The following is a 16,601-nucleotide window of genomic DNA, read 5'->3' on the forward strand; positions in this document are numbered from 1 at the left end:
ACTATTGCCTAGGGATGGACCGATGACTTTGCGTGCAATTTTCGCCGCGTGCGCGATTGCGGCTTCTGGATTTATCATGATGACAGTCGACGCGATCGGGCAGAAGCAATCGTTGAAAGATCAACTGGTCGGTACGTGGACGCTGCTGTCGTGGGAGCAGAAGAAAAGCGACGGCACCAAGATCGAGCGTTATGGGGCCGCTCCGAAGGGCATCGCTTTCTTCGACGGGAATGGGCACTACATCATCACGGTGATGCGATCGGATCGAGCCAAATACGCGAGTAATGCCCTGTGGCAGGGCACATCCGAGGAGAACAAAGAGACCGCGGACGGCACGATAACCTACTTCGGAACGTATTCGACGAACGAGGCAGATGGCAGCATCGCGATCCAGGTCGAAGGCAGTTCGTTTCCCAACTGGAATGGCACGCAACAGAAGCGCTTCGTCGCGGTTGCGGGAGATCAACTGACGCTGACTGTTCGTCCTCCTGCGGGAGACGTAGTCGACGTGATCTGGAAAAGAGCGAAGTGATCCGACAAGTGGGCAATCGGGCCGTAGACATGCGGCGACGCCCCCGGTCCACCCGTCCCGCGGCTAGTGCAGAACTTTAAGCCGCAGGCGCCGGATCTTCCTTCACGCCCCGTGCCACGATCCGGAGAGCCCCGTCCGGAAGTGGCCAAGAATGTCCGCTCGAAGTTCGGAGGGGACCCCGCCGTCCTTCAGATCGGCACCACCGACTTTCCTGAACGAATGGAAAGTCTTTTTCTCTTCAGCAGCGTTGGCGACAGCCACATTTTGAACTTTGATCCAGTCGCCATAAAAGACGTCGCCCAACGGCGTGCGATCACTTGCGGCGCGGAGCTCCGGGAACAGCAGTTTATGTCCGAGCGATTTGATTTCCGCCCTGTAGCGAAGAAGCCCGAGACGGACCACTTCGCCGATCAGGGGTATTCTTCGCGTGGACTGCGGATTCTTGAGCGTCCGGTGTTCGTTTGGACGAACGAAAATGTAGGGGATCCCACTCTCCTCCAACACATCATCGACATCGAGGCCGCAGAGTTCCTCGCGACGTGCCAACGTGTATCTCGCAAGATAAGGCACGATAGATAGAGCGTCGTGATAGATCACCTCGCCCGGGACCATCCGCTTCTTGAGGCTTTCGCATCCCGTCCACGGCGGCTGTCGAAAGATCGAGGTCAGGTCTTCTGGAGAGAAAGGATTCCGTTCGTCGCGGGCGCGACCCTTCTTCTTCGACAGCAGCTTCGAAACGCCGGAGAACTCTGGAATCTTGTGCCCGCAAGCCTCGATGTAGACTAACACCTCCTGAAGCTGCGTAAGATGTCGATTGACCGTACCCGACTCGCGCCCGACCTCGTGTGCAGGCAATTTCTTGGCGCGTTCCAGCCATTCGGAAAGCGGCGTGGCGCGGTCACGCTGGCCCTTGCCGTAGCCTCGCGGAAGAGCGAGCAGAAGCGAGCGATACTCGGCAATGCGGCCCTGGGCGAGGGCTCGAACATGGTCCTCGCCGATCATTTCGACGAACGTCGCGACAAGTGAACGGACCTGCCGCTGGGTTTTTTCGTTCCAATAACTTGTTGGGCAATCGTCGCACCCAAGTCGTGGCCATGCGCGCCCGCAAGCCTAGGCGAGTCTACCGCCTGCCCTTTACGGGCTGACATGCGACTTCGCATTCTCGGCTTCTCGCAGGCTCCGGCGCCTTTCGTTCGCACTGCCCAGCACGGCTTACGCGACGGGCGCGTGCATATCACGCACAGGAGAAAAATATTCCTTTCCAACGGCAAACCCCGTTCTTCGAAAACTGCCAAACCGGGCGTCTCATTTCACTAAACTGCGCGTTACCGGCCGATTTTGGTGAGCTGGAAACGGCGCGTTACTTTTCACACAACTACGCGTTACATTTCTGGGGTAGTAACGGGGGACGTCCGTTGAAAAGCGTCCTACTCTTCTCCCTACGACGTGGCAGTTCAAACTATCGAAATTGACGACGCATCCGCCGTCAGCCAGGACACATACGCGACTGAAGGCGCCATCTCCGTTGGCCGACGTGCCGAGCGATACGTGGAATGCCCTTCTTCGCTAATCACCTCATATGACCTCGCTGTTTGAGCGTTACCCGCCGCACGGGTCGACGCTATCCCTCATGCCAGCCGATTTCTCAAGATGCTGCTACTAGAAGCGTGGCGTACTCCCTCAGGGGCGGCGGGTCAGAGCCGGTCGCGGCTCCGATCCCAAGGCCACAACCGCCCCCAACCTTATACAGAAAGGAGGTAATTACCGGGCGTCTGAGACGGAGACCGAAAAAGTCTTCAATGATCGCTCGCTGAGGGCCCGTGGAAATAGCGGAGCGATCATAGGTTTGCCGAGCCCCTACCCCCGGGGCCAGCCCGCGCTGGTTGTCGAGAGCAGCACAAGAAACAACGCGTTATGCGCATCATATCTCGCAGCAGCGCGCGAGCTTCGCGAGCCCTGCATAACGACTGTCCCGTTCGTTGAACATACGCGCCAGCGCCATCGCCGGCCCTTGGGCTGCAGGATGATCTCGAAAGTAGGAAATTGATGCGACACGGTATTATGCAGCACGGTTCGGGCTCGGGATATAGCCATCGGTCGCTTGAGCCGAAGCAGTACTGAAAGAACTGGAGATGAGCTTATCCGCTGCACGCTGCTCCTCAAACAAACGTCGCTCGACGAACTGGCGCTCTGCGGCCATTAGTTTGGTTCGGAGCAAGCGAAGATAACGTTCGGTGTTGCCGTGATGCACTCGAACCAATACGGCCGAATTCGCTCGGGTCGCCTTCGTGACAGGAGCACTCAACGCTTGTCGCTCGCGAACATCCGCTTCTGGTTCGGTCCTGTCCTTGAGATTCTCAATCATTGGGGTTCTCATCGTAAGATGTTAAGTCGATGTCCCGGACCGGTGATAGGGCCCCGCAAGCCCGGCCGACGGTAGTCGGCTCGTCAATCCGAGGGTACCTGGGGTAATTGCCGCGCCTCGTTCCATCCGAGGCGCCACTTTGACAACGACACTGCTTGTGCCTTCTCTTCGTTGAAGCGTTAGTTTCAAGTCCTGTCCAACTCGCGCCAAGCCGACCTTGTTGCGCAATTGCGCAGCCGACCGAATGGGACGGTCGTCGGCCATTGTCACAATGTCCCCTTTGCGCAGACCGGCCATTTCCGCCGGCGAGTTTGGCAGAACCTCAGCTATCAAAGCACCTTCGGCCCGAGCACCGGACAGCCGCGGGTCCTGCAAAGAAACGCCGATGCGGCCACGTTCGACATGGCCGGTAGCAACGATTTGCTCCATCACTCTCCGCGCCATATTGGACGGGATCGCAAAGCCAATTCCGACGTTTCCGCCCGCTGGCGAGATGATCGCTGAATTGATTCCGACTAGCTCGCCGCGGAGGCTGACCAGCGCACCGCCGGAATTGCCGGGATTAATCGCCGCGTCAGTCTGAATGAAATCCTCAAAGCCCTGCTTGCCAAGGCCGGTGCGGCCGAGTGCGCTGACCAGACCCGAGGTTACGGTTTGACCCAGACCAAAGGGATTGCCGATCGCGAGCACAAAATCACCAACCTCCAGGATGTCACTGTCGCCAAAAGCAAGCGCCTTGAGCCCCACGGGGCTCTGGATCTGTAACACGGCCACATCGGTCGGCGGATCGCGACCAATCACCTTGGCCGAAAACTGTCGGCCCTCCTTCGTGGTGACTTGCACGGTGGAAGTGCCTTCGACGACGTGATTGTTGGTGAGTACATAGCCGCGCAGAGCATCGACGATCACTCCGGAGCCGGTTGCGTTGACCTCTTTCTCGATTTGCTTCGGAACATCAAAGAATTCGCGGAACACCGGGTCACGGTAGAGGGGATTGTCTTCACGCACGCGACCGTGCACCGAAATGTTAACGACCGCAGGCGTGACTTGGCGAACGAGCGGCGCCAATGTCGGGATCGGCGCTCCGGTCTTGAGATCGGGAACTTGCGCCGTCACGAGAGACGGTGCCCCAAACGTCAGCGTCAACACCAACAGCGCCAATCGGATTACGCGACCATTTTTCATCTTGTGCACCATGATATTCGCGGGAGCCGCCTCAAGCGCTTGCCGGCAGCCGCATCGCACGTTGCAGAGCGACGCAGGGAACGACATAGGCCGCAGCCATATGACCGAACAAGACAAGGCCGAGGACAGCGTGCGTGACCATCATGCGGCCCTCCGTTCTGCGGCGGCCCAAGGCCGCCGCAGCCGCATCGGCACGCCGCCACCACGCGGCGGGTCATCATTGTCATTGTCGCCGTCGAGCTTGCGCAAGGCTGCGAGAATATCCGCGAGCCGGACCGTATGGCTCATGCCGGGAATCTTGCGCAACCACGGACAGGATTCCACCGCATACATGTCGGAGGCCCAGGACGACAGGATGATGCGCTTCTCCGGCGTGGAGAGCTCATTGTCGTTCAGGACGCTCCTTGGAGAATCGTAGTGAGCGGCGGGGTGAAAGATCGGATGAAGATTGTGAGCATTTGTGTTTGCGTTCGTCATCGTCGCGTCTCCCTTATCTCTCCTTTCCGAGGGATTGCTGTGGGAAGAAACGGCGGCGGAGCCGTCGCTTCCTGGTTCTGATTATGCCGCATTGATCGCGATGCGCTTCACGCCCTCGCGCGGCTTGTCCGATTTGGGCAACGAGACAGTCAGGACACCGTTCTTGAACGTCGCCTCAACCTTGTCTTCCTGCACATCGTCGAGCGGAATCTGGCGCTCGAAGGCGCCGTAATACCGCTCGCTGAAGTATCGGCCTTCTCCATGGTCCTCGGCCTTCTTCTCGCCGCGGATCGTCAGGACGCCATTGGTGATTTCCACCTGAACGTCCTTTTCGGTCATCCCCGGCAGTTCGGCCGACACGGTCAGTGCCTTGTCCGTTTCGCTGAGCTCGACCTTCGGCCAGCCAAAGCGACCTTCCATCGACGACGACAGGCCCGGGCTGCCAAAGCCGCGGAACACATCGTCGAACAGACGGTTCATTTCACGGTGCAGTGTCAGGAAGGGATCGAAGCTGTCGCGGGCGGGCGCAAGCTCCTGCGGTTTCGACCAAGGAATGAGATCACGAATAGCCATTGTTTTACCTCACTTGTTCATGGGGACAGGGGTGCGGACGCTTCAAGCGCCGCACGCCCCGTCTCGATGCTGCAATCGCGCCTAAGCTGCCTTCTTTTGCGCGATCTGGGGTGAGGAAGAAGCCGCCGTTCCGATCTCGATACGGCGCGGCTTCATCGCTTCCGGCACCTCGCGCACGAGATCAATGATCAGCAGACCGTCTTGGAACGAGGCCTGCTTGACCTGGACATAGTCAGCGAGGTTGAACACACGCCGGAACGGACGGGCCGCGATACCTTGGTAAAGGTATTCGCGCGCGCCACCGTCTGGCTTCTTGCCCTCAACGGTCAGCACGTTCTGTTCCGCCGTCACGGCGATGTCCTGAACACCGAAGCCGGCCACTGCCAGCGTGACCCGGTAGTGGTCTTCGCCGAAACGTTCAATGTTGTAGGGGGGATAGTTGTCTTCGGTCGCCTGACGCAGCGTTGAATCGACGAGGTCTGCCAGGTGATCGAAGCCAATCGTGGAGCGCCACAGCGGCGCGAAGTCGAGTGTCCTCATAGCCAAGTCCTCCAAAGAGCAAGATGGATACGAAGGAACGCCAGGCCGTGTTTACGGAACGGTCCGAAGCCCGGTCCGGCGCCCGTACCGGACCCTAAACTGGCGTCCGGCACACCGCTCTCGCGGCGAAAAATGACTTAAAAAATGGAAGATGATTTCAAGAGGGTTGCTCAAAAAAATCTTCAAGTTCCGGTCATGCCGCAATTTCAATCCAGGTTACGCGGCCTCGGCGTAAGGCAGGCGGGCCAGTTGTGCTTCAGCATCATTGCGCAGGCGCATGAGGCGAGCGCGATCCTCAGAAGTTAGGTCGCTCGCAGGCAAGAGCCTTTCGCAATGCGAAATAACGCGTCTCTGGCTTTCGATCAGAAACGCAACCGCGCCGCCAACAACGGGTTCAAACGGCATGAAATTCCTCACACAGCTCAGACGGAAGTTTGGAGCGGCCGGATCGGCCGGCCGCTCCACCCGGACTGGCTGGTTGCAGGCGGGGCCCCCTCGCGCTGGGTCGGCAAAAGATCGAACCTCAGCCGGGGCGCATCCAGGACCGGCGAAAGCAGCGTATCCACCTTCATCGTGGAAGGCGCCTGCGGCCAGGTCAGCCAGGGCATCGTGTCCAGGTACGGAATCGGCGGCAAGGCAATTTGTTCGAAGCCGCTTTTTGCCGCCCGTAGCGGTGACGTCGCTTCCGACCCTCGCGCCGCAAACGGCGCCAGCGCCACGACACCACCGAGCGTTACTGCGAGGAGATTGATTAGGGTTTTGTGGGTGCCCTCCGCCCGAGCGGAGAATGTGAATTGATCCTTGATCATCTCATGCTCCTATCGTTCGAAAACAGATCCAGATGCCTTTCTGGATGTGAGGGTGGGCCCGGCCGATCAGCCGGGCCCAATGCGCGTTAGAAGTCCATGGCAGGAGCCGGCGCGGCTTCCGTTTTCTTCGGCTTGTCCGCCACCAGCGCTTCCGTGGTGATGAGCAGCGACGCGACCGAGGCCGCATCCTGCAGGGCGGTGCGCACGACCTTCGCGGGATCGATCACGCCGGCCTTCACCATGTCCTGGTATTCGCCGGTCGCGGCATTGAAGCCCCAGTTGTAGCTCTGGTGCTCCAGAAGCTTGCCTACCACCACCGACCCGTCCTCACCGGCATTTTGCACGATCTGGCGTGCAGGCACCTGGACCGCGCGGCGTACGATATCGACGCCGGCCTTCTGGTCGGAATGGGCGATCTTGATGCCCTCAAGCGCCTTGAGCGAGCGCAATAGCGCCACGCCGCCACCCGGCAGGATGCCTTCTTCGACGGCCGCCCGGGTCGCGTGCAATGCGTCGTCGACGCGATCCTTGCGCTCCTTCACTTCGATCTCGGTCGCTCCACCGACACGGATCACCGCGACGCCACCGGCGAGCTTCGCCAGCCGTTCCTGCAGCTTCTCGCGGTCGTAGTCGGAGGTTGTCTCCTCAATCTGCGCCTTGATCTGCTGGCTCCGAGCGTCGATGTCCTTCCTGGCACCGGCACCATCAACGATCGTGGTGTTCTCCTTGTCGATTACCACCTTCTTGGCGCGGCCGAGCATCTTGACCGTGACGTTTTCGAGCTTGATGCCGAGGTCTTCGGAGATCACGGTGCCGCCAGTGAGGATCGCGATGTCCTCCAGCATGGCCTTGCGCCGGTCGCCAAAGCCGGGCGCCTTGACGGCGGCGACCTTTAGCCCGCCGCGCAGGCGGTTCACGACCAGGGTGGCGAGTGCTTCGCCTTCGACTTCCTCGGCGATGATCAGAAGCGGCTTGCCGGATTGCACGACCTGCTCGAGCAGCGGCAGCATGGTTTGCAGACCTGAAAGCTTCTTCTCGTGGATGAGCACGTAGGGATCCTCGAGCTCGACCCGCATCTTTTCGGCGTTGGTGACGAAGTAGGGCGAGACGTAGCCGCGGTCGAACTGCATGCCTTCGACCACTTCGAGTTCGGTGTTCAAACTCTTGGCTTCCTCGACCGTGATGACCCCCTCGTTGCCGACCTTCTGCATGGCCTCGGCGAGGAAGCGGCCGATCTCGGTGTCACCATTGGCCGAGATGGTGCCGACCTGGGCGATCTCGTCGTTGGAGGTGACCTTCTTGGCGTGAGTCTTGAGGTCAGTGACGATTGCGTCCACCGCCAGATCGATCCCGCGCTTCAGGTCCATCGGGTTCATGCCAGCCGCAACGGCCTTGGCGCCTTCCTTGACGATCGCCTGCGCCAGCACGGTTGCGGTGGTGGTGCCGTCGCCCGCCAGATCGTTGGTCTTGGAGGCGACTTCGCGCACCATCTGCGCGCCCATGTTCTCGAACTTGTCCTCGAGCTCGATCTCCTTGGCCACGGTGACGCCGTCCTTGGTGATGCGGGGCGCGCCGAACGATTTTTCGATCACGACGTTACGCCCCTTCGGACCGAGCGTGACCTTCACCGCGTTCGCCAGCGTGTCCACACCCCGCAGCATTCGCTCGCGGGCTTCGGTCGAAAACTTTACGTCCTTGGCAGCCATTTTGAAAATCTCCCTTCTCTTCGATGACTGTCAGCTCACGCTGCCGTCTTGAGCGCTTCGGCCTTTTCGACCACGCCCAGAAGGTCGCTCTCCTTCATGATCAGCAGCTCCTTGCCGTCGATCTTGACCTCGGTGCCCGACCACTTCGCAAACAGCACGCGGTCGCCGGTCTTGACGTCGAGCGGCACGAGTTGGCCCTGCTCGTTGCGAACTCCTGGGCCGACGGCGATGATCTCGCCCTGCTGCGGCTTCTCCTTGGCAGTGTCGGGAATGATGATGCCGCCAGACGTTTTCTCTTCGGCATCAATGCGGCGCACGAGCACGCGATCGTGCAATGGACGGAAATGCATGCACATCCTCCTCAATCAGGTTCAGCGATGTTCAAAATCCGGGTCCGGAAACGGCCCCCGGGCGGAAAACGAACTGGGAGTCGAATCGGCCCCGTTCAAGACCGCTCAAGTGAAATTTTTTTTTGCCCGTAACGGCGCCCTTGCATTCGGACCAAAGCTTCTGGGATGAACCAAGGGCTTGCCGTCAACGATTGGTAAACCGTGCACGCGTTGCGCTAAGTTCTTGCCGTGCCGCTGATTTCGATAATCCGCATTTCGTGCGCCGGCGCCACAATTTTTTCGGCCCCCTCTTGAAACCGAAAACGGTTTTGCTAATTTTCCGACGCCACAGAAAATGTGGGGTTCGGACGCCTCATGGGTCCGGATCAATGAGACGGGCACCGGTCGTGTCCGGTGCCGCTCGTAACCATCTTGCTCTTTTGGAGGATTTGGCTATGCGCAATTACGACTTCTCACCTCTTTGGCGTTCGAGCATCGGATTCGACCGCCTCTTTGACCTCGCAGAAATGGCGCAGCATGCCGGCGAGAATAACTACCCACCTTACAACATCGAACGCCTCTGCGAAGACCGCTATCAAATTTCGCTGGCGGTTGCGGGCTTCGCGCCAAGCGATATCGCAATCACGGCTGAACAGAACGTGGTCGTGATCGCGGGCAGCAAGCCGGATCATGCCGAGCGGAATTTCATCCATCGCGGCATCTCTACCCGCAATTTCAAGCGAAAGTTCAATCTGGCGGATTACGTCCAGGTCAAGAGCGCATCCTTCGAGAACGGGCTGCTCAAGGTCGACCTGGTCCGCGAGATTCCGGATGCCATGAAACCGCGTCGGATCGCGATAAACGGCGCGCCAGCTGACAATGTCCAAAAACTAGAGACCAAGGCAGCGGCGTAATCAGGCTGCCTGATCGGCGCCGCGCGCGTTTGCGCGGCTGCCGCCATTTGTCAACGAACAGGAGGATCCAATGCGGCTGACGACCGCGGACGATAGCACGCGTCTGCCGACCAGCGACGGCCGACGTTACTTTCGTCGGACCAAGCGCGGCAACTCTACACGACGCGAGAGAGAAGCAGTCATGACTGGCCACCATATCGAACGGCTTCGCGCGCACCGAAACAATATTCGCCGTTATCGCAGGCTCCTCGAAACGTCTCTCACAGATCTTGAACGAGGCTATATCGAGCGACGATTGCTTGACGAACGAGCTTCCGTGAAGGATCTCCTGCGAGAGGCCTACCCGTATTGCCTGTCACTCCGGACGACGAAACCCGGGGCAGATCAGCACACAACGCCATTGGAGTTGACGGAGTTCCTGCATCCGGCCGGCGCTTTTGAGCATCCCCTGGATGTACTCGATGATCCCGATCTCACCGCGTACGAGAAGCGGGCCATCTTGTCCTCCTGGCTCGCGGATCACTGCCTCGGCGAAGATCGCTCCCACCTGATCCCGCGCCACGACGATACGAGCGCCCAGCTCGAAGATATCGTCGATGCGCTGTGTGATCTCTCCTCGCAAACGGAGACCGAGAGGCTCGATCATGAATGCGGGCCGGATCAAAAGGATCGGCGGACAGGACCCCAGTTCCCTTCAGGGCGTCGGCATCATGACGACCTCTGGAGGACAAATCGATGCTGAAGGATCCCGCTGATGTTGCCGCACTAGTCGGATCAGTCGGATGCCTTTTGAGCATGGCGGTCATTGCAAGAGTGCTTTCGAGAGCAACCCTTCGCTGATCGCCGCTCCATACCGGCCTTACCTTATGAGAGCCACTGCGAGGGGCACATGTACAACACGTATTCTCGGCCACTGCCTTCGATTGCAACCGGACTGACTCACTATCTCGCTCAGATCAAGAAATTTCCGATCCTGACCCAGGAAGAGGAGACCCAATTCGCGAGACGTTGGCGCCAACTGGGGGATCGCGAAGCGGCCTATCGCCTCGTCACAAGCCACCTGCGCCTTGTTGCAAAGGTTGCGATGCGATACCGCGGTTACGGATTGCCCATCGCCGACATCGTTTCCGAAGGCAATATCGGATTGATGCAGGCCGTGCGACGCTTCGACCCAGAACGAGGGGTTCGTCTTTCAACGTTCGCATTGTGGTGGATCAGGGCGACGATTCAGGAATACGTACTTCGATCCTGGTCGATGGTGAAGGTTTCAACAAACAACGCACAAAAGAAACTCTTCTTCAAACTACGGCAAGCTAAGCGTGCGATCTCGGCTGTCGAGGACGGAGATCTGCATCCTGAGCAGGTTCAAGCAATTGCTGCGCGCCTCGAGGTGCCGGAACGAGAGGTAGTAGACATGGACCGGCGCCTGCGCGGCGACGTATCCCTGAATTCCCGCACTCACGACGATCCGGACGCCGACGAAGCGATAGAACGGCTTGTAGACCCCTCGCCTGCACAAGACGACAAGCTGGCTGATGAACACGAATTGGTCCAACGCCGACAAGCGTTGCGAGCCGCTATCCAGACGCTTGGTCCGCGCGAGCGACACATCTTCACTGCGCGCCAGTTGACCGATACGCCTCCAACACTGGAGGAACTCGCGGCAGAATATGGAGTATCCCGCGAGAGGGTCCGCCAAATAGAGCAGCGAGCATTTGAGAAGATAAGGCTGGCAATGCAACCGGCCGGCAATTCTTTGAAGCCGCGACAACTGGTCGCAAGTAATGCCATGTCGATCCAATCGACACAAGAAAATCGAGAGAGACCTCTTTCGGCGAGTTACTGAATTTAACGATATCTAGGCCGTGAACGCATGAACCTCCCGGGCGGACCGATTGCCACAGTACGCTATGCACCATAGCAACCAAATTCTGCAGCGCAGCTGAATGACGCGAAGAGCCAATAGCGGAAATTTGCGTTGGTTGAAGGTTCCGCGAACTGAGGCGAGCTTATTCTTTCGGCGGCGGCGCCTGGTTGATCAATTGAGAGACAGCCGTCACGACTTGGGCAGGCGCAAATGGCTTGTTCAGAAGAATGCTATTAGGTACGCCATGCGAGGGCCACTCGTCCGCCGCAGCGCCGGTCATGTAAATTACCGGCATCTCCGGATTAAGCTCCCTGGCCCGTTTGGCAACGTCCCAGCCCGTCAATTGGCCTTTCAAGTTAATATCGGTCAGGAGCGCTCGATACTTCGTAGGCGCGCCTTGAAGCAGTGCGACCGCCTTCTCACCAGATGCAACGATCTCGTTTTCAAATCCGCCCTCGGCAAGCGCGGCGTCGACAAGGTCTTGGATCAGAGAATCGTCTTCTACCACTATATAGTACTGCGCTGTGCACAATCCATCTCCGCCGCACCAATGCGGCAACTGCTAAGTGTTAAAGTGCACATAAGTTCCAGATGCGAAACCGGCCCGCGGGAATGTCAACTAAACCAATGGCACGTGTGGGGCCGCTCCGCGACCGGAAGAGTCCGACGGCTGAGCTAACCACGACCCGGTAGCTTCATGTATCCACTATGCGAGCATTGACGGCAAGCTCACGCACGAGCCCGCTTATGGTTGGGGTTTCCTTTTCACCTGCGTTTGCCGTCTCGGACGAGCGGACGGCCGCTGTCGCTTTTGCAGGACATCCGGACGCAGGCAAATCTCCCTCGCCACAATCTGCTCTGTCACGATCGGAAGCTTTTCGAGTGCCTCAAGCATCTGCTTCAGTTTGGCGGCACTGGAATAACGCTCTTCCGCGACGTTGTCTCCACCATGGCCCAGAATGTCAGCACGAGCGATTTAATTTCTGCACGATAGCGAAGAAATCCGAGACGAACCACTTCGCCGATCAGCGGAATTCTTCGCGTGGACTGCGGATTTTTGAGCGTCCGGTGTTCGTTTGGACGAACGAAAATGTAGGGGATCCCACTCTCGTCCAACACATCATCGACATCGAGGCCGCAGAGTTCCTCGCGACGTGCCAACGTGTATCTCGCGAGATAAGGCACGATCGATAGAGCGTCGTGATAGATCACCTCGCCCGGGACCACCCGGTTCTTCCATGTCTCCGGACTAAACATTCTTGAGGCTTTCACATCCCGTCCACGGCGGCTGTCGAAAAATCGAGGTCAGGTCTTCTGGAGAGAAGGGATTCCGTTCGTCTCGGGCTCGGCCCTTCTTCTTCGACAACAGCTTCGAAACGCCGGAGAACTCGGGAATCTTGTGCCCGCAAGCCTCGAGGGGCTATCCGCAACCGTGGCACTAAGTGCAACCGCGAGTGGCGTAGCGTGATTGAGCAACGGTTAAATCAGGGCTTGTCAAGGTTGGCTGGCGGACGGCGTCCCATCGGCTTCAGGCCAGCATTGAGACGAGCCAGCTGGGCCTCGGCGCATTCGCGGATCACGCCGAGCCAGCGATCGACGTTAGGCTGGCCGACGACCAGCGGATTTGCTGCAGCTGGCTTGGCATCGCGGATCGCAGCGACCCATTCCAGAGTCATGTCGGCGTGAGGATGGTTGGTGATACCCACCTCGGCGCCCGCAGCGTCGGCAAGCCGACGGAAATCCTCGTCGGATTGAATGTATTGCCGCAGCGATTCGGCGTTGGTGGGAACCCCAATGCCACCCAAAAAGCCACGACGTGGGATTTACCGTGATCCTGGACCCGAAAGATCGAGGACAGGGTGCCTTGCGTATGGCCGGGCGTGATATGAAACGTGATGCTGGCGTCCCCCAATGTCAGCGTCTGGCCGTCCGCCAGCACCATGTCGCGTTGCGGCACGACGTCACGCCATTGTGGTGGGAAGCGATTGATGCCGTTGGCCATCACATCCCAGTCGACTGCGCTGGCCACCAACCTCGCACCGAAGGTATCCCTGATATATTGGGCTCCGCCGAAATGATCACCATGGCCGTGTGTGATCACGACATATTTGACCTGTCCCGGATTCAGCCCGAGGTCGCGCAGCCCTTGGACGATGTAGGCCTTCGCTTCATCGGGATTGTTGAGCGAGTCGAAAAGGATAATCCCATCGCTCGTGGTCAGCGCCCAAGCCGAGACCTCCTGCGTGCCAACATAGTAGAAATTGTCGAACACCGGTGTCGGGCCGAGACGATTGCGAGCCTTGCGATCTGCGACCCGCGCCTCGTCCTCGGGGGAATGAATGTAACAAAGATGCTGCTGCACCGGCAGATAGAGGTCGCCCGCGAATTCACGGGCCTCAGCCAAGTGCGCGGCGACCGCAGGCGGGTCGGTCAGAGCAGCATTTTGCCCAAACAGCGCGGTGGACACCAGGCCAAGAGCAACACCGGCGATCATTCCAATGAATTTGGGCATGGAGAGTTTCCCGTGAGCTGCTGCCGGTGAGAGGCTATGGGTAGCGAGCTTTCAATCGAAGTGTTGCAGACGCTAGCTCCCCGGACGGCTCGCGAGTTGGGGTACGAACATATCGCTCCACTTCGTCGGTTTAAGTTTGATCGACCCCGCTCGGTGCATGAATTCAGAGAACTGCATCATACCTGTCGGTACTGTCGAGAAGCGCGTATCCGGATCCACGATCATGTCTTGGATTTCCACAGGGTCGACCTTGATCTTCGAACTCCTGGCGTAGATCTCGGCGGCCAGTTTTTTGTCCTTGGCGATGAGAGCTGTCGCGTCATCCATTGCATCAATGAAGGCCTGGGTCATCTTCGGATTGGCGTCTACGAACTTTTTCGGAGCGAAAGCGACGTCAAGAGTGATGTTGCCGAGATAGTCGACCGAGTTTAGCACACGATGGATTCCGGGCGCCTTCGCTTCGATATATTGGAACGGTGGCGAAGTGAAATGCGAGTCAATCTCGGTCTTGCCGCTGCAGCGCTGTTAGGGCTTCGGGGTGGGGCAAGCTCACGGTCATCGGGTCCATCTTGGCAAAGTTCGTATCCCCAAACTCCTTGGCCGCAATCGCCTGAAGCACCACGGCGGCGAGAGACGTCTTGATACCGGGCAGCGCGATCTTGTCTTTGCTGGTAAAGTCCTTCAGCGATTTGATCTCTGGCTTGTTGGTGTTGAGCCAGAGCGAAGTCGAACTCATACCGGATACACCGACCACCTCGACATTCGGGATGCCCTTGGCCTTGGCCCAGAGTGTGATGAATCCGGGGGCGCCGGTGCCCGCGAAATCGAGCGTACCGGCCATCATCGCATCGTTTATGACGTTGCCGCCATCCAGCATGAGCCACGTCACCTTTATGTCGCCGAGCCCGGCCGTCTTGGCCCTCTTCTCCAGGAGTTGCTGATCCTGCATAACGATCAGCGGCAAATAGAGGATACCGAAACCCTTGGAGACGCGAACCTCGCTCACTTCTGCGCGGGCGATGCCCGAACAAAAGATTGCGCAGAGAGCCGCGGCAGCAAGCGCGCCCATAAAGCGGTTCTTCGATGACATCTGGTATCCTCCCGTAGTGTGTCCATTCGGCTTTTATTAGTGACAGGCTTCAGTGTTGCATGCCCCAGCGTCGGATCGTCTTGCGCTCGATCGTCGCGAAAATGACGTTCTCGACGAAGAGCCCAATCAGGATCACCGTGAACAGTCCTGCGAAAACATTCGCCGTCTCGAGCTGATTCCGGTTCTCATAGATGAACCAGCCGAGGCCCCCTGCCCCCGACGAGACGCCGAATACGAGTTCGGCCGCGATCAGTGTGCGCCAAGCAAAGGCCCAGCCGACCTTGAGACCCGTCAGGATCGCAGGGAACGCTGCGGGGATGAGGATAAGACGTACCAGTTTGAGGCCGCGCAACCCGTAATTCTGGCCGACCATGCGCAGCGTGTTGGAAACCGACCGGAAGCGGGCATGGGTGTTCAGCGCGATCGCCCAGAGTACGGAATGCACGAGAACGAAGATCACGCTACCCGAGCCGAGGCCGAACCAGATGAGCGCAAGCGGCAGCAGCGCAATCGCCGGCAGCGGATTGAACATCGAGGTCAGCGTCTCAAGCAAGTCGGCGCCGATCCGGGAGCCGATCGCCAGCGTCGTCAGCAACGCAGCCAGGCCGATGCCGATACCGTACCCGATCACCAGCGTCTGGAGCGATACCAGCATGCGCTGCGGAATGACGCCGCTGGCAATATTGCTGACGAAGGCCTCGACGGTCTGACCGAAGGTTGGAAACAGCAGCGGGTTGCCGAGCCAGCGGCCATACGCCTCCCATGCGATGGCAAGCCCGGCAAGGATCAAGGTCTTACGGACGAAACCATAGCTGTAGATGCGCTCGGCGACCCCAATTGACTTGGCGATGACCGGTGCGTCGCTGGAATGGACTTCGTGAACAATTTCGGGGCGGAACGTGAGAAGATCGGTCATGCTGGTCGCTCCTCTCAATGCGCTGCGAACAGCATGTCGTTGATGCGGGTTTCGAGCGCCGCCTGCGTCCCGGTGCCCAATTCCTCCGGCGGTACGCTGTTGAGCTCGGCCTTGACCTCGCCGGGATGGGGCGACAGCAGCAAAATGCGCGTGCCGATGCGGATCGCTTCCTCGATCGAATGCGTGACGAACAGCACTGTAAAGCGCGTGTCATCCCACAGCCGCAGCAGTTCGTCCTGCATCTTACGACGCGTCAGCGCGTCGAGCGCAGCGAAAGGCTCGTCCATGAGCAGGACGTCGGGCTCCATCGCCATGCCACGGGCGATGGCGACGCGCTGCTTCATACCGCCCGACAGCATGTGAGGATAGCTGTCGATGAATTTCGTCAGCCCGACCTTGTCGATATAGGACTTTGCGCGATCTTCAGCCTCGGTCGCAGTTGCCCGCCATGAAGGCTGGCGCGGACTCGAAGAAATCGAGCCGCCCGAGTGCCGGGAACTCGTCGAGCATCATCGAGACACGGTGCCGGCGGTTGCTGGCGTGCAAGTCTTCGGTCAGGCGACGGCCGATCTGGTTCAGCACCAGGCGGATCAGCGGCTTGGTCCGCGAGATGTCGGAAGGCGGCACCACGAGGTAAAGCGACGCTGGCCGAGGATCGGAGATCAGGTCGGCAATTCGCCAGTCGCAGCGGCGGGTCACCTGGGCCACGACGGGATCACGGTACAGCCCGAGGAACGACATCGCGGTAGATAGGACGCCAGAACGTTCATTCTCCGACTTGTTGAG

19 protein-coding genes and 3 pseudogenes are annotated in these 16,601 nt (G+C 59.1%); 3 read left to right on the plus strand and 19 right to left on the minus strand.

The genetic code is table 11. The features are described 5' to 3' along the window. Positions 1–22: 22 nt before the first annotated feature. A complete protein-coding gene (locus L6637_RS32820) occupies positions 23–532 on the plus strand; it encodes a lipocalin-like domain-containing protein (protein WP_237873139.1) in 510 nt (169 codons plus the stop codon). Positions 533–634: 102 nt separating this feature from the next. Here L6637_RS32820 and L6637_RS32825 read toward each other — a convergent pair whose 3' ends face one another. The 10 genes from L6637_RS32825 to groES form a co-directional block, all read right to left on the minus strand. Continuing rightward, on the minus strand, positions 635–1,534 hold the full coding sequence (locus tag L6637_RS32825; RefSeq protein WP_237873140.1) for a site-specific integrase: 900 nt from the start codon (positions 1,532–1,534) through the stop codon (positions 635–637). Positions 1,535–2,591: 1,057 nt separating this feature from the next. Beyond that, positions 2,592–2,897: a hypothetical protein gene (locus tag L6637_RS32830; protein WP_237873141.1), complete on the minus strand. Its 306-nt coding sequence runs from the start codon at positions 2,895–2,897 to the stop codon at positions 2,592–2,594. 21 nt (positions 2,898–2,918) lie between these two features. Further along, positions 2,919–4,094 carry a trypsin-like peptidase domain-containing protein gene (locus tag L6637_RS32835; RefSeq protein WP_377803196.1) on the minus strand — a complete coding sequence of 392 codons (1,176 nt, stop codon included), beginning with the start codon at positions 4,092–4,094 and terminating at the stop codon, positions 2,919–2,921. 129 nt (positions 4,095–4,223) lie between these two features. After that, a complete protein-coding gene (locus tag L6637_RS32840) occupies positions 4,224–4,559 on the minus strand; it encodes a hypothetical protein (RefSeq protein WP_194480939.1) in 336 nt (111 codons plus the stop codon). An 81-nt stretch (positions 4,560–4,640) separates the two neighbouring features. Continuing rightward, positions 4,641–5,132 (minus strand): Hsp20/alpha crystallin family protein, encoded by a 492-nt coding sequence (locus L6637_RS32845; RefSeq protein ID WP_237873142.1) that lies wholly within the window; start codon positions 5,130–5,132, stop codon positions 4,641–4,643. A gap of 81 nt (positions 5,133–5,213) precedes the next feature. Beyond that, positions 5,214–5,672, minus strand: coding sequence for an Hsp20 family protein (locus tag L6637_RS32850; protein WP_128949211.1), 459 nt, complete (start codon positions 5,670–5,672; stop codon positions 5,214–5,216). A gap of 216 nt (positions 5,673–5,888) precedes the next feature. Then, positions 5,889–6,077: a hypothetical protein gene (locus tag L6637_RS32855; protein ID WP_237873143.1), complete on the minus strand. Its 189-nt coding sequence runs from the start codon at positions 6,075–6,077 to the stop codon at positions 5,889–5,891. Positions 6,078–6,094: 17 nt separating this feature from the next. Beyond that, positions 6,095–6,481 carry a hypothetical protein gene (locus L6637_RS32860; protein ID WP_237873144.1) on the minus strand — a complete coding sequence of 129 codons (387 nt, stop codon included), beginning with the start codon at positions 6,479–6,481 and terminating at the stop codon, positions 6,095–6,097. Positions 6,482–6,567: 86 nt separating this feature from the next. Continuing rightward, a complete protein-coding gene (groL, locus tag L6637_RS32865) occupies positions 6,568–8,187 on the minus strand; it encodes a chaperonin GroEL (RefSeq protein WP_237873145.1) in 1,620 nt (539 codons plus the stop codon). A gap of 35 nt (positions 8,188–8,222) precedes the next feature. Next, the gene (groES, locus tag L6637_RS32870; protein ID WP_237873146.1) at positions 8,223–8,537 is read right to left on the minus strand and encodes a co-chaperone GroES; all 315 of its coding nucleotides are present in this window, start codon (positions 8,535–8,537) and stop codon (positions 8,223–8,225) included. A gap of 434 nt (positions 8,538–8,971) precedes the next feature. On the opposite strand from groES, the gene L6637_RS32875 reads away from it, so the two are divergent. Next, the gene (locus tag L6637_RS32875; protein ID WP_237873174.1) at positions 8,972–9,430 is read left to right on the plus strand and encodes an Hsp20 family protein; all 459 of its coding nucleotides are present in this window, start codon (positions 8,972–8,974) and stop codon (positions 9,428–9,430) included. A 355-nt stretch (positions 9,431–9,785) separates the two neighbouring features. Here the strand turns inward: L6637_RS32875 and L6637_RS32880 are convergent, their stop codons facing one another. Next, entirely contained in the window at positions 9,786–10,076 is a 291-nt protein-coding gene (locus tag L6637_RS32880) for a hypothetical protein (protein WP_237873147.1), read from the minus strand. Positions 10,077–10,319: 243 nt separating this feature from the next. On the opposite strand from L6637_RS32880, the gene rpoH reads away from it, so the two are divergent. Beyond that, the gene (rpoH, locus tag L6637_RS32885) at positions 10,320–11,276 is read left to right on the plus strand and encodes an RNA polymerase sigma factor RpoH (RefSeq protein ID WP_237873148.1); all 957 of its coding nucleotides are present in this window, start codon (positions 10,320–10,322) and stop codon (positions 11,274–11,276) included. A gap of 163 nt (positions 11,277–11,439) precedes the next feature. Here the strand turns inward: rpoH and L6637_RS32890 are convergent, their stop codons facing one another. From L6637_RS32890 to L6637_RS32930, 8 genes and pseudogenes are all read right to left on the minus strand, one after another. Continuing rightward, positions 11,440–11,829, minus strand: a complete 390-nt coding sequence (locus tag L6637_RS32890) for a response regulator (protein WP_237873149.1) — start codon at positions 11,827–11,829, stop codon at positions 11,440–11,442. A gap of 368 nt (positions 11,830–12,197) precedes the next feature. After that, positions 12,198–12,524, minus strand: a complete 327-nt coding sequence (locus L6637_RS32895) for a site-specific integrase (RefSeq protein WP_237873150.1) — start codon at positions 12,522–12,524, stop codon at positions 12,198–12,200. Between the two features lie 257 nt (positions 12,525–12,781). Next, entirely contained in the window at positions 12,782–12,973 is a 192-nt protein-coding gene (locus L6637_RS32900) for a hypothetical protein (RefSeq protein WP_237873151.1), read from the minus strand. Beyond that, positions 12,970–13,809, minus strand: a complete 840-nt coding sequence (locus tag L6637_RS32905; protein ID WP_237873152.1) for an MBL fold metallo-hydrolase — start codon at positions 13,807–13,809, stop codon at positions 12,970–12,972. Before L6637_RS32905 ends, L6637_RS32900 begins: the two co-directional genes overlap by 4 nt. A 72-nt stretch (positions 13,810–13,881) precedes the next feature. After that, positions 13,882–14,899 (minus strand): annotated as a pseudogene (locus L6637_RS42670) (ABC transporter substrate-binding protein). Between the two features lie 49 nt (positions 14,900–14,948). After that, positions 14,949–15,815 carry an ABC transporter permease gene (locus L6637_RS32920; protein ID WP_237873155.1) on the minus strand — a complete coding sequence of 289 codons (867 nt, stop codon included), beginning with the start codon at positions 15,813–15,815 and terminating at the stop codon, positions 14,949–14,951. A gap of 14 nt (positions 15,816–15,829) precedes the next feature. Continuing rightward, positions 15,830–16,246: pseudogene (locus tag L6637_RS32925) on the minus strand (ABC transporter ATP-binding protein); the annotation flags it as partial. 10 nt (positions 16,247–16,256) lie between these two features. Continuing rightward, a pseudogene (locus L6637_RS32930) lies at positions 16,257–16,601 on the minus strand (type IV secretory system conjugative DNA transfer family protein); the annotation flags it as partial.

It is taken from the genome of Bradyrhizobium zhengyangense, assembly GCF_022012435.1.
In the GTDB taxonomy this organism is placed as follows: domain Bacteria; phylum Pseudomonadota; class Alphaproteobacteria; order Rhizobiales; family Xanthobacteraceae; genus Bradyrhizobium; species Bradyrhizobium zhengyangense.

Coding starts and splice junctions, on each gene's coding strand:
- L6637_RS32825 (WP_237873140.1), bottom strand. CDS start 1,534: ATGATCGGCGAGGACCATGTTCGAGCCCTCGCCCAGGGCCGCATTGCC.
- L6637_RS32855 (WP_237873143.1), bottom strand. CDS start 6,077: ATGCCGTTTGAACCCGTTGTTGGCGGCGCGGTTGCGTTTCTGATCGAA.
- L6637_RS32905 (WP_237873152.1), bottom strand. CDS start 13,809: ATGCCCAAATTCATTGGAATGATCGCCGGTGTTGCTCTTGGCCTGGTG.
- groL (WP_237873145.1), bottom strand. CDS start 8,187: ATGGCTGCCAAGGACGTAAAGTTTTCGACCGAAGCCCGCGAGCGAATG.
- L6637_RS32830 (WP_237873141.1), bottom strand. CDS start 2,897: ATGATTGAGAATCTCAAGGACAGGACCGAACCAGAAGCGGATGTTCGC.
- L6637_RS32845 (WP_237873142.1), bottom strand. CDS start 5,132: ATGGCTATTCGTGATCTCATTCCTTGGTCGAAACCGCAGGAGCTTGCG.
- L6637_RS32900 (WP_237873151.1), bottom strand. CDS start 12,973: ATGACTCTGGAATGGGTCGCTGCGATCCGCGATGCCAAGCCAGCTGCA.
- rpoH (WP_237873148.1), top strand. CDS start 10,320: ATGTACAACACGTATTCTCGGCCACTGCCTTCGATTGCAACCGGACTG.
- L6637_RS32875 (WP_237873174.1), top strand. CDS start 8,972: ATGCGCAATTACGACTTCTCACCTCTTTGGCGTTCGAGCATCGGATTC.
- L6637_RS32860 (WP_237873144.1), bottom strand. CDS start 6,481: ATGATCAAGGATCAATTCACATTCTCCGCTCGGGCGGAGGGCACCCAC.
- groES (WP_237873146.1), bottom strand. CDS start 8,537: ATGCATTTCCGTCCATTGCACGATCGCGTGCTCGTGCGCCGCATTGAT.
- L6637_RS32880 (WP_237873147.1), bottom strand. CDS start 10,076: ATGATCGAGCCTCTCGGTCTCCGTTTGCGAGGAGAGATCACACAGCGC.
- L6637_RS32850 (WP_128949211.1), bottom strand. CDS start 5,672: ATGAGGACACTCGACTTCGCGCCGCTGTGGCGCTCCACGATTGGCTTC.
- L6637_RS32920 (WP_237873155.1), bottom strand. CDS start 15,815: ATGACCGATCTTCTCACGTTCCGCCCCGAAATTGTTCACGAAGTCCAT.
- L6637_RS32840 (WP_194480939.1), bottom strand. CDS start 4,559: ATGACGAACGCAAACACAAATGCTCACAATCTTCATCCGATCTTTCAC.
- L6637_RS32820 (WP_237873139.1), top strand. CDS start 23: ATGACTTTGCGTGCAATTTTCGCCGCGTGCGCGATTGCGGCTTCTGGA.
- L6637_RS32835 (WP_377803196.1), bottom strand. CDS start 4,094: ATGGTGCACAAGATGAAAAATGGTCGCGTAATCCGATTGGCGCTGTTG.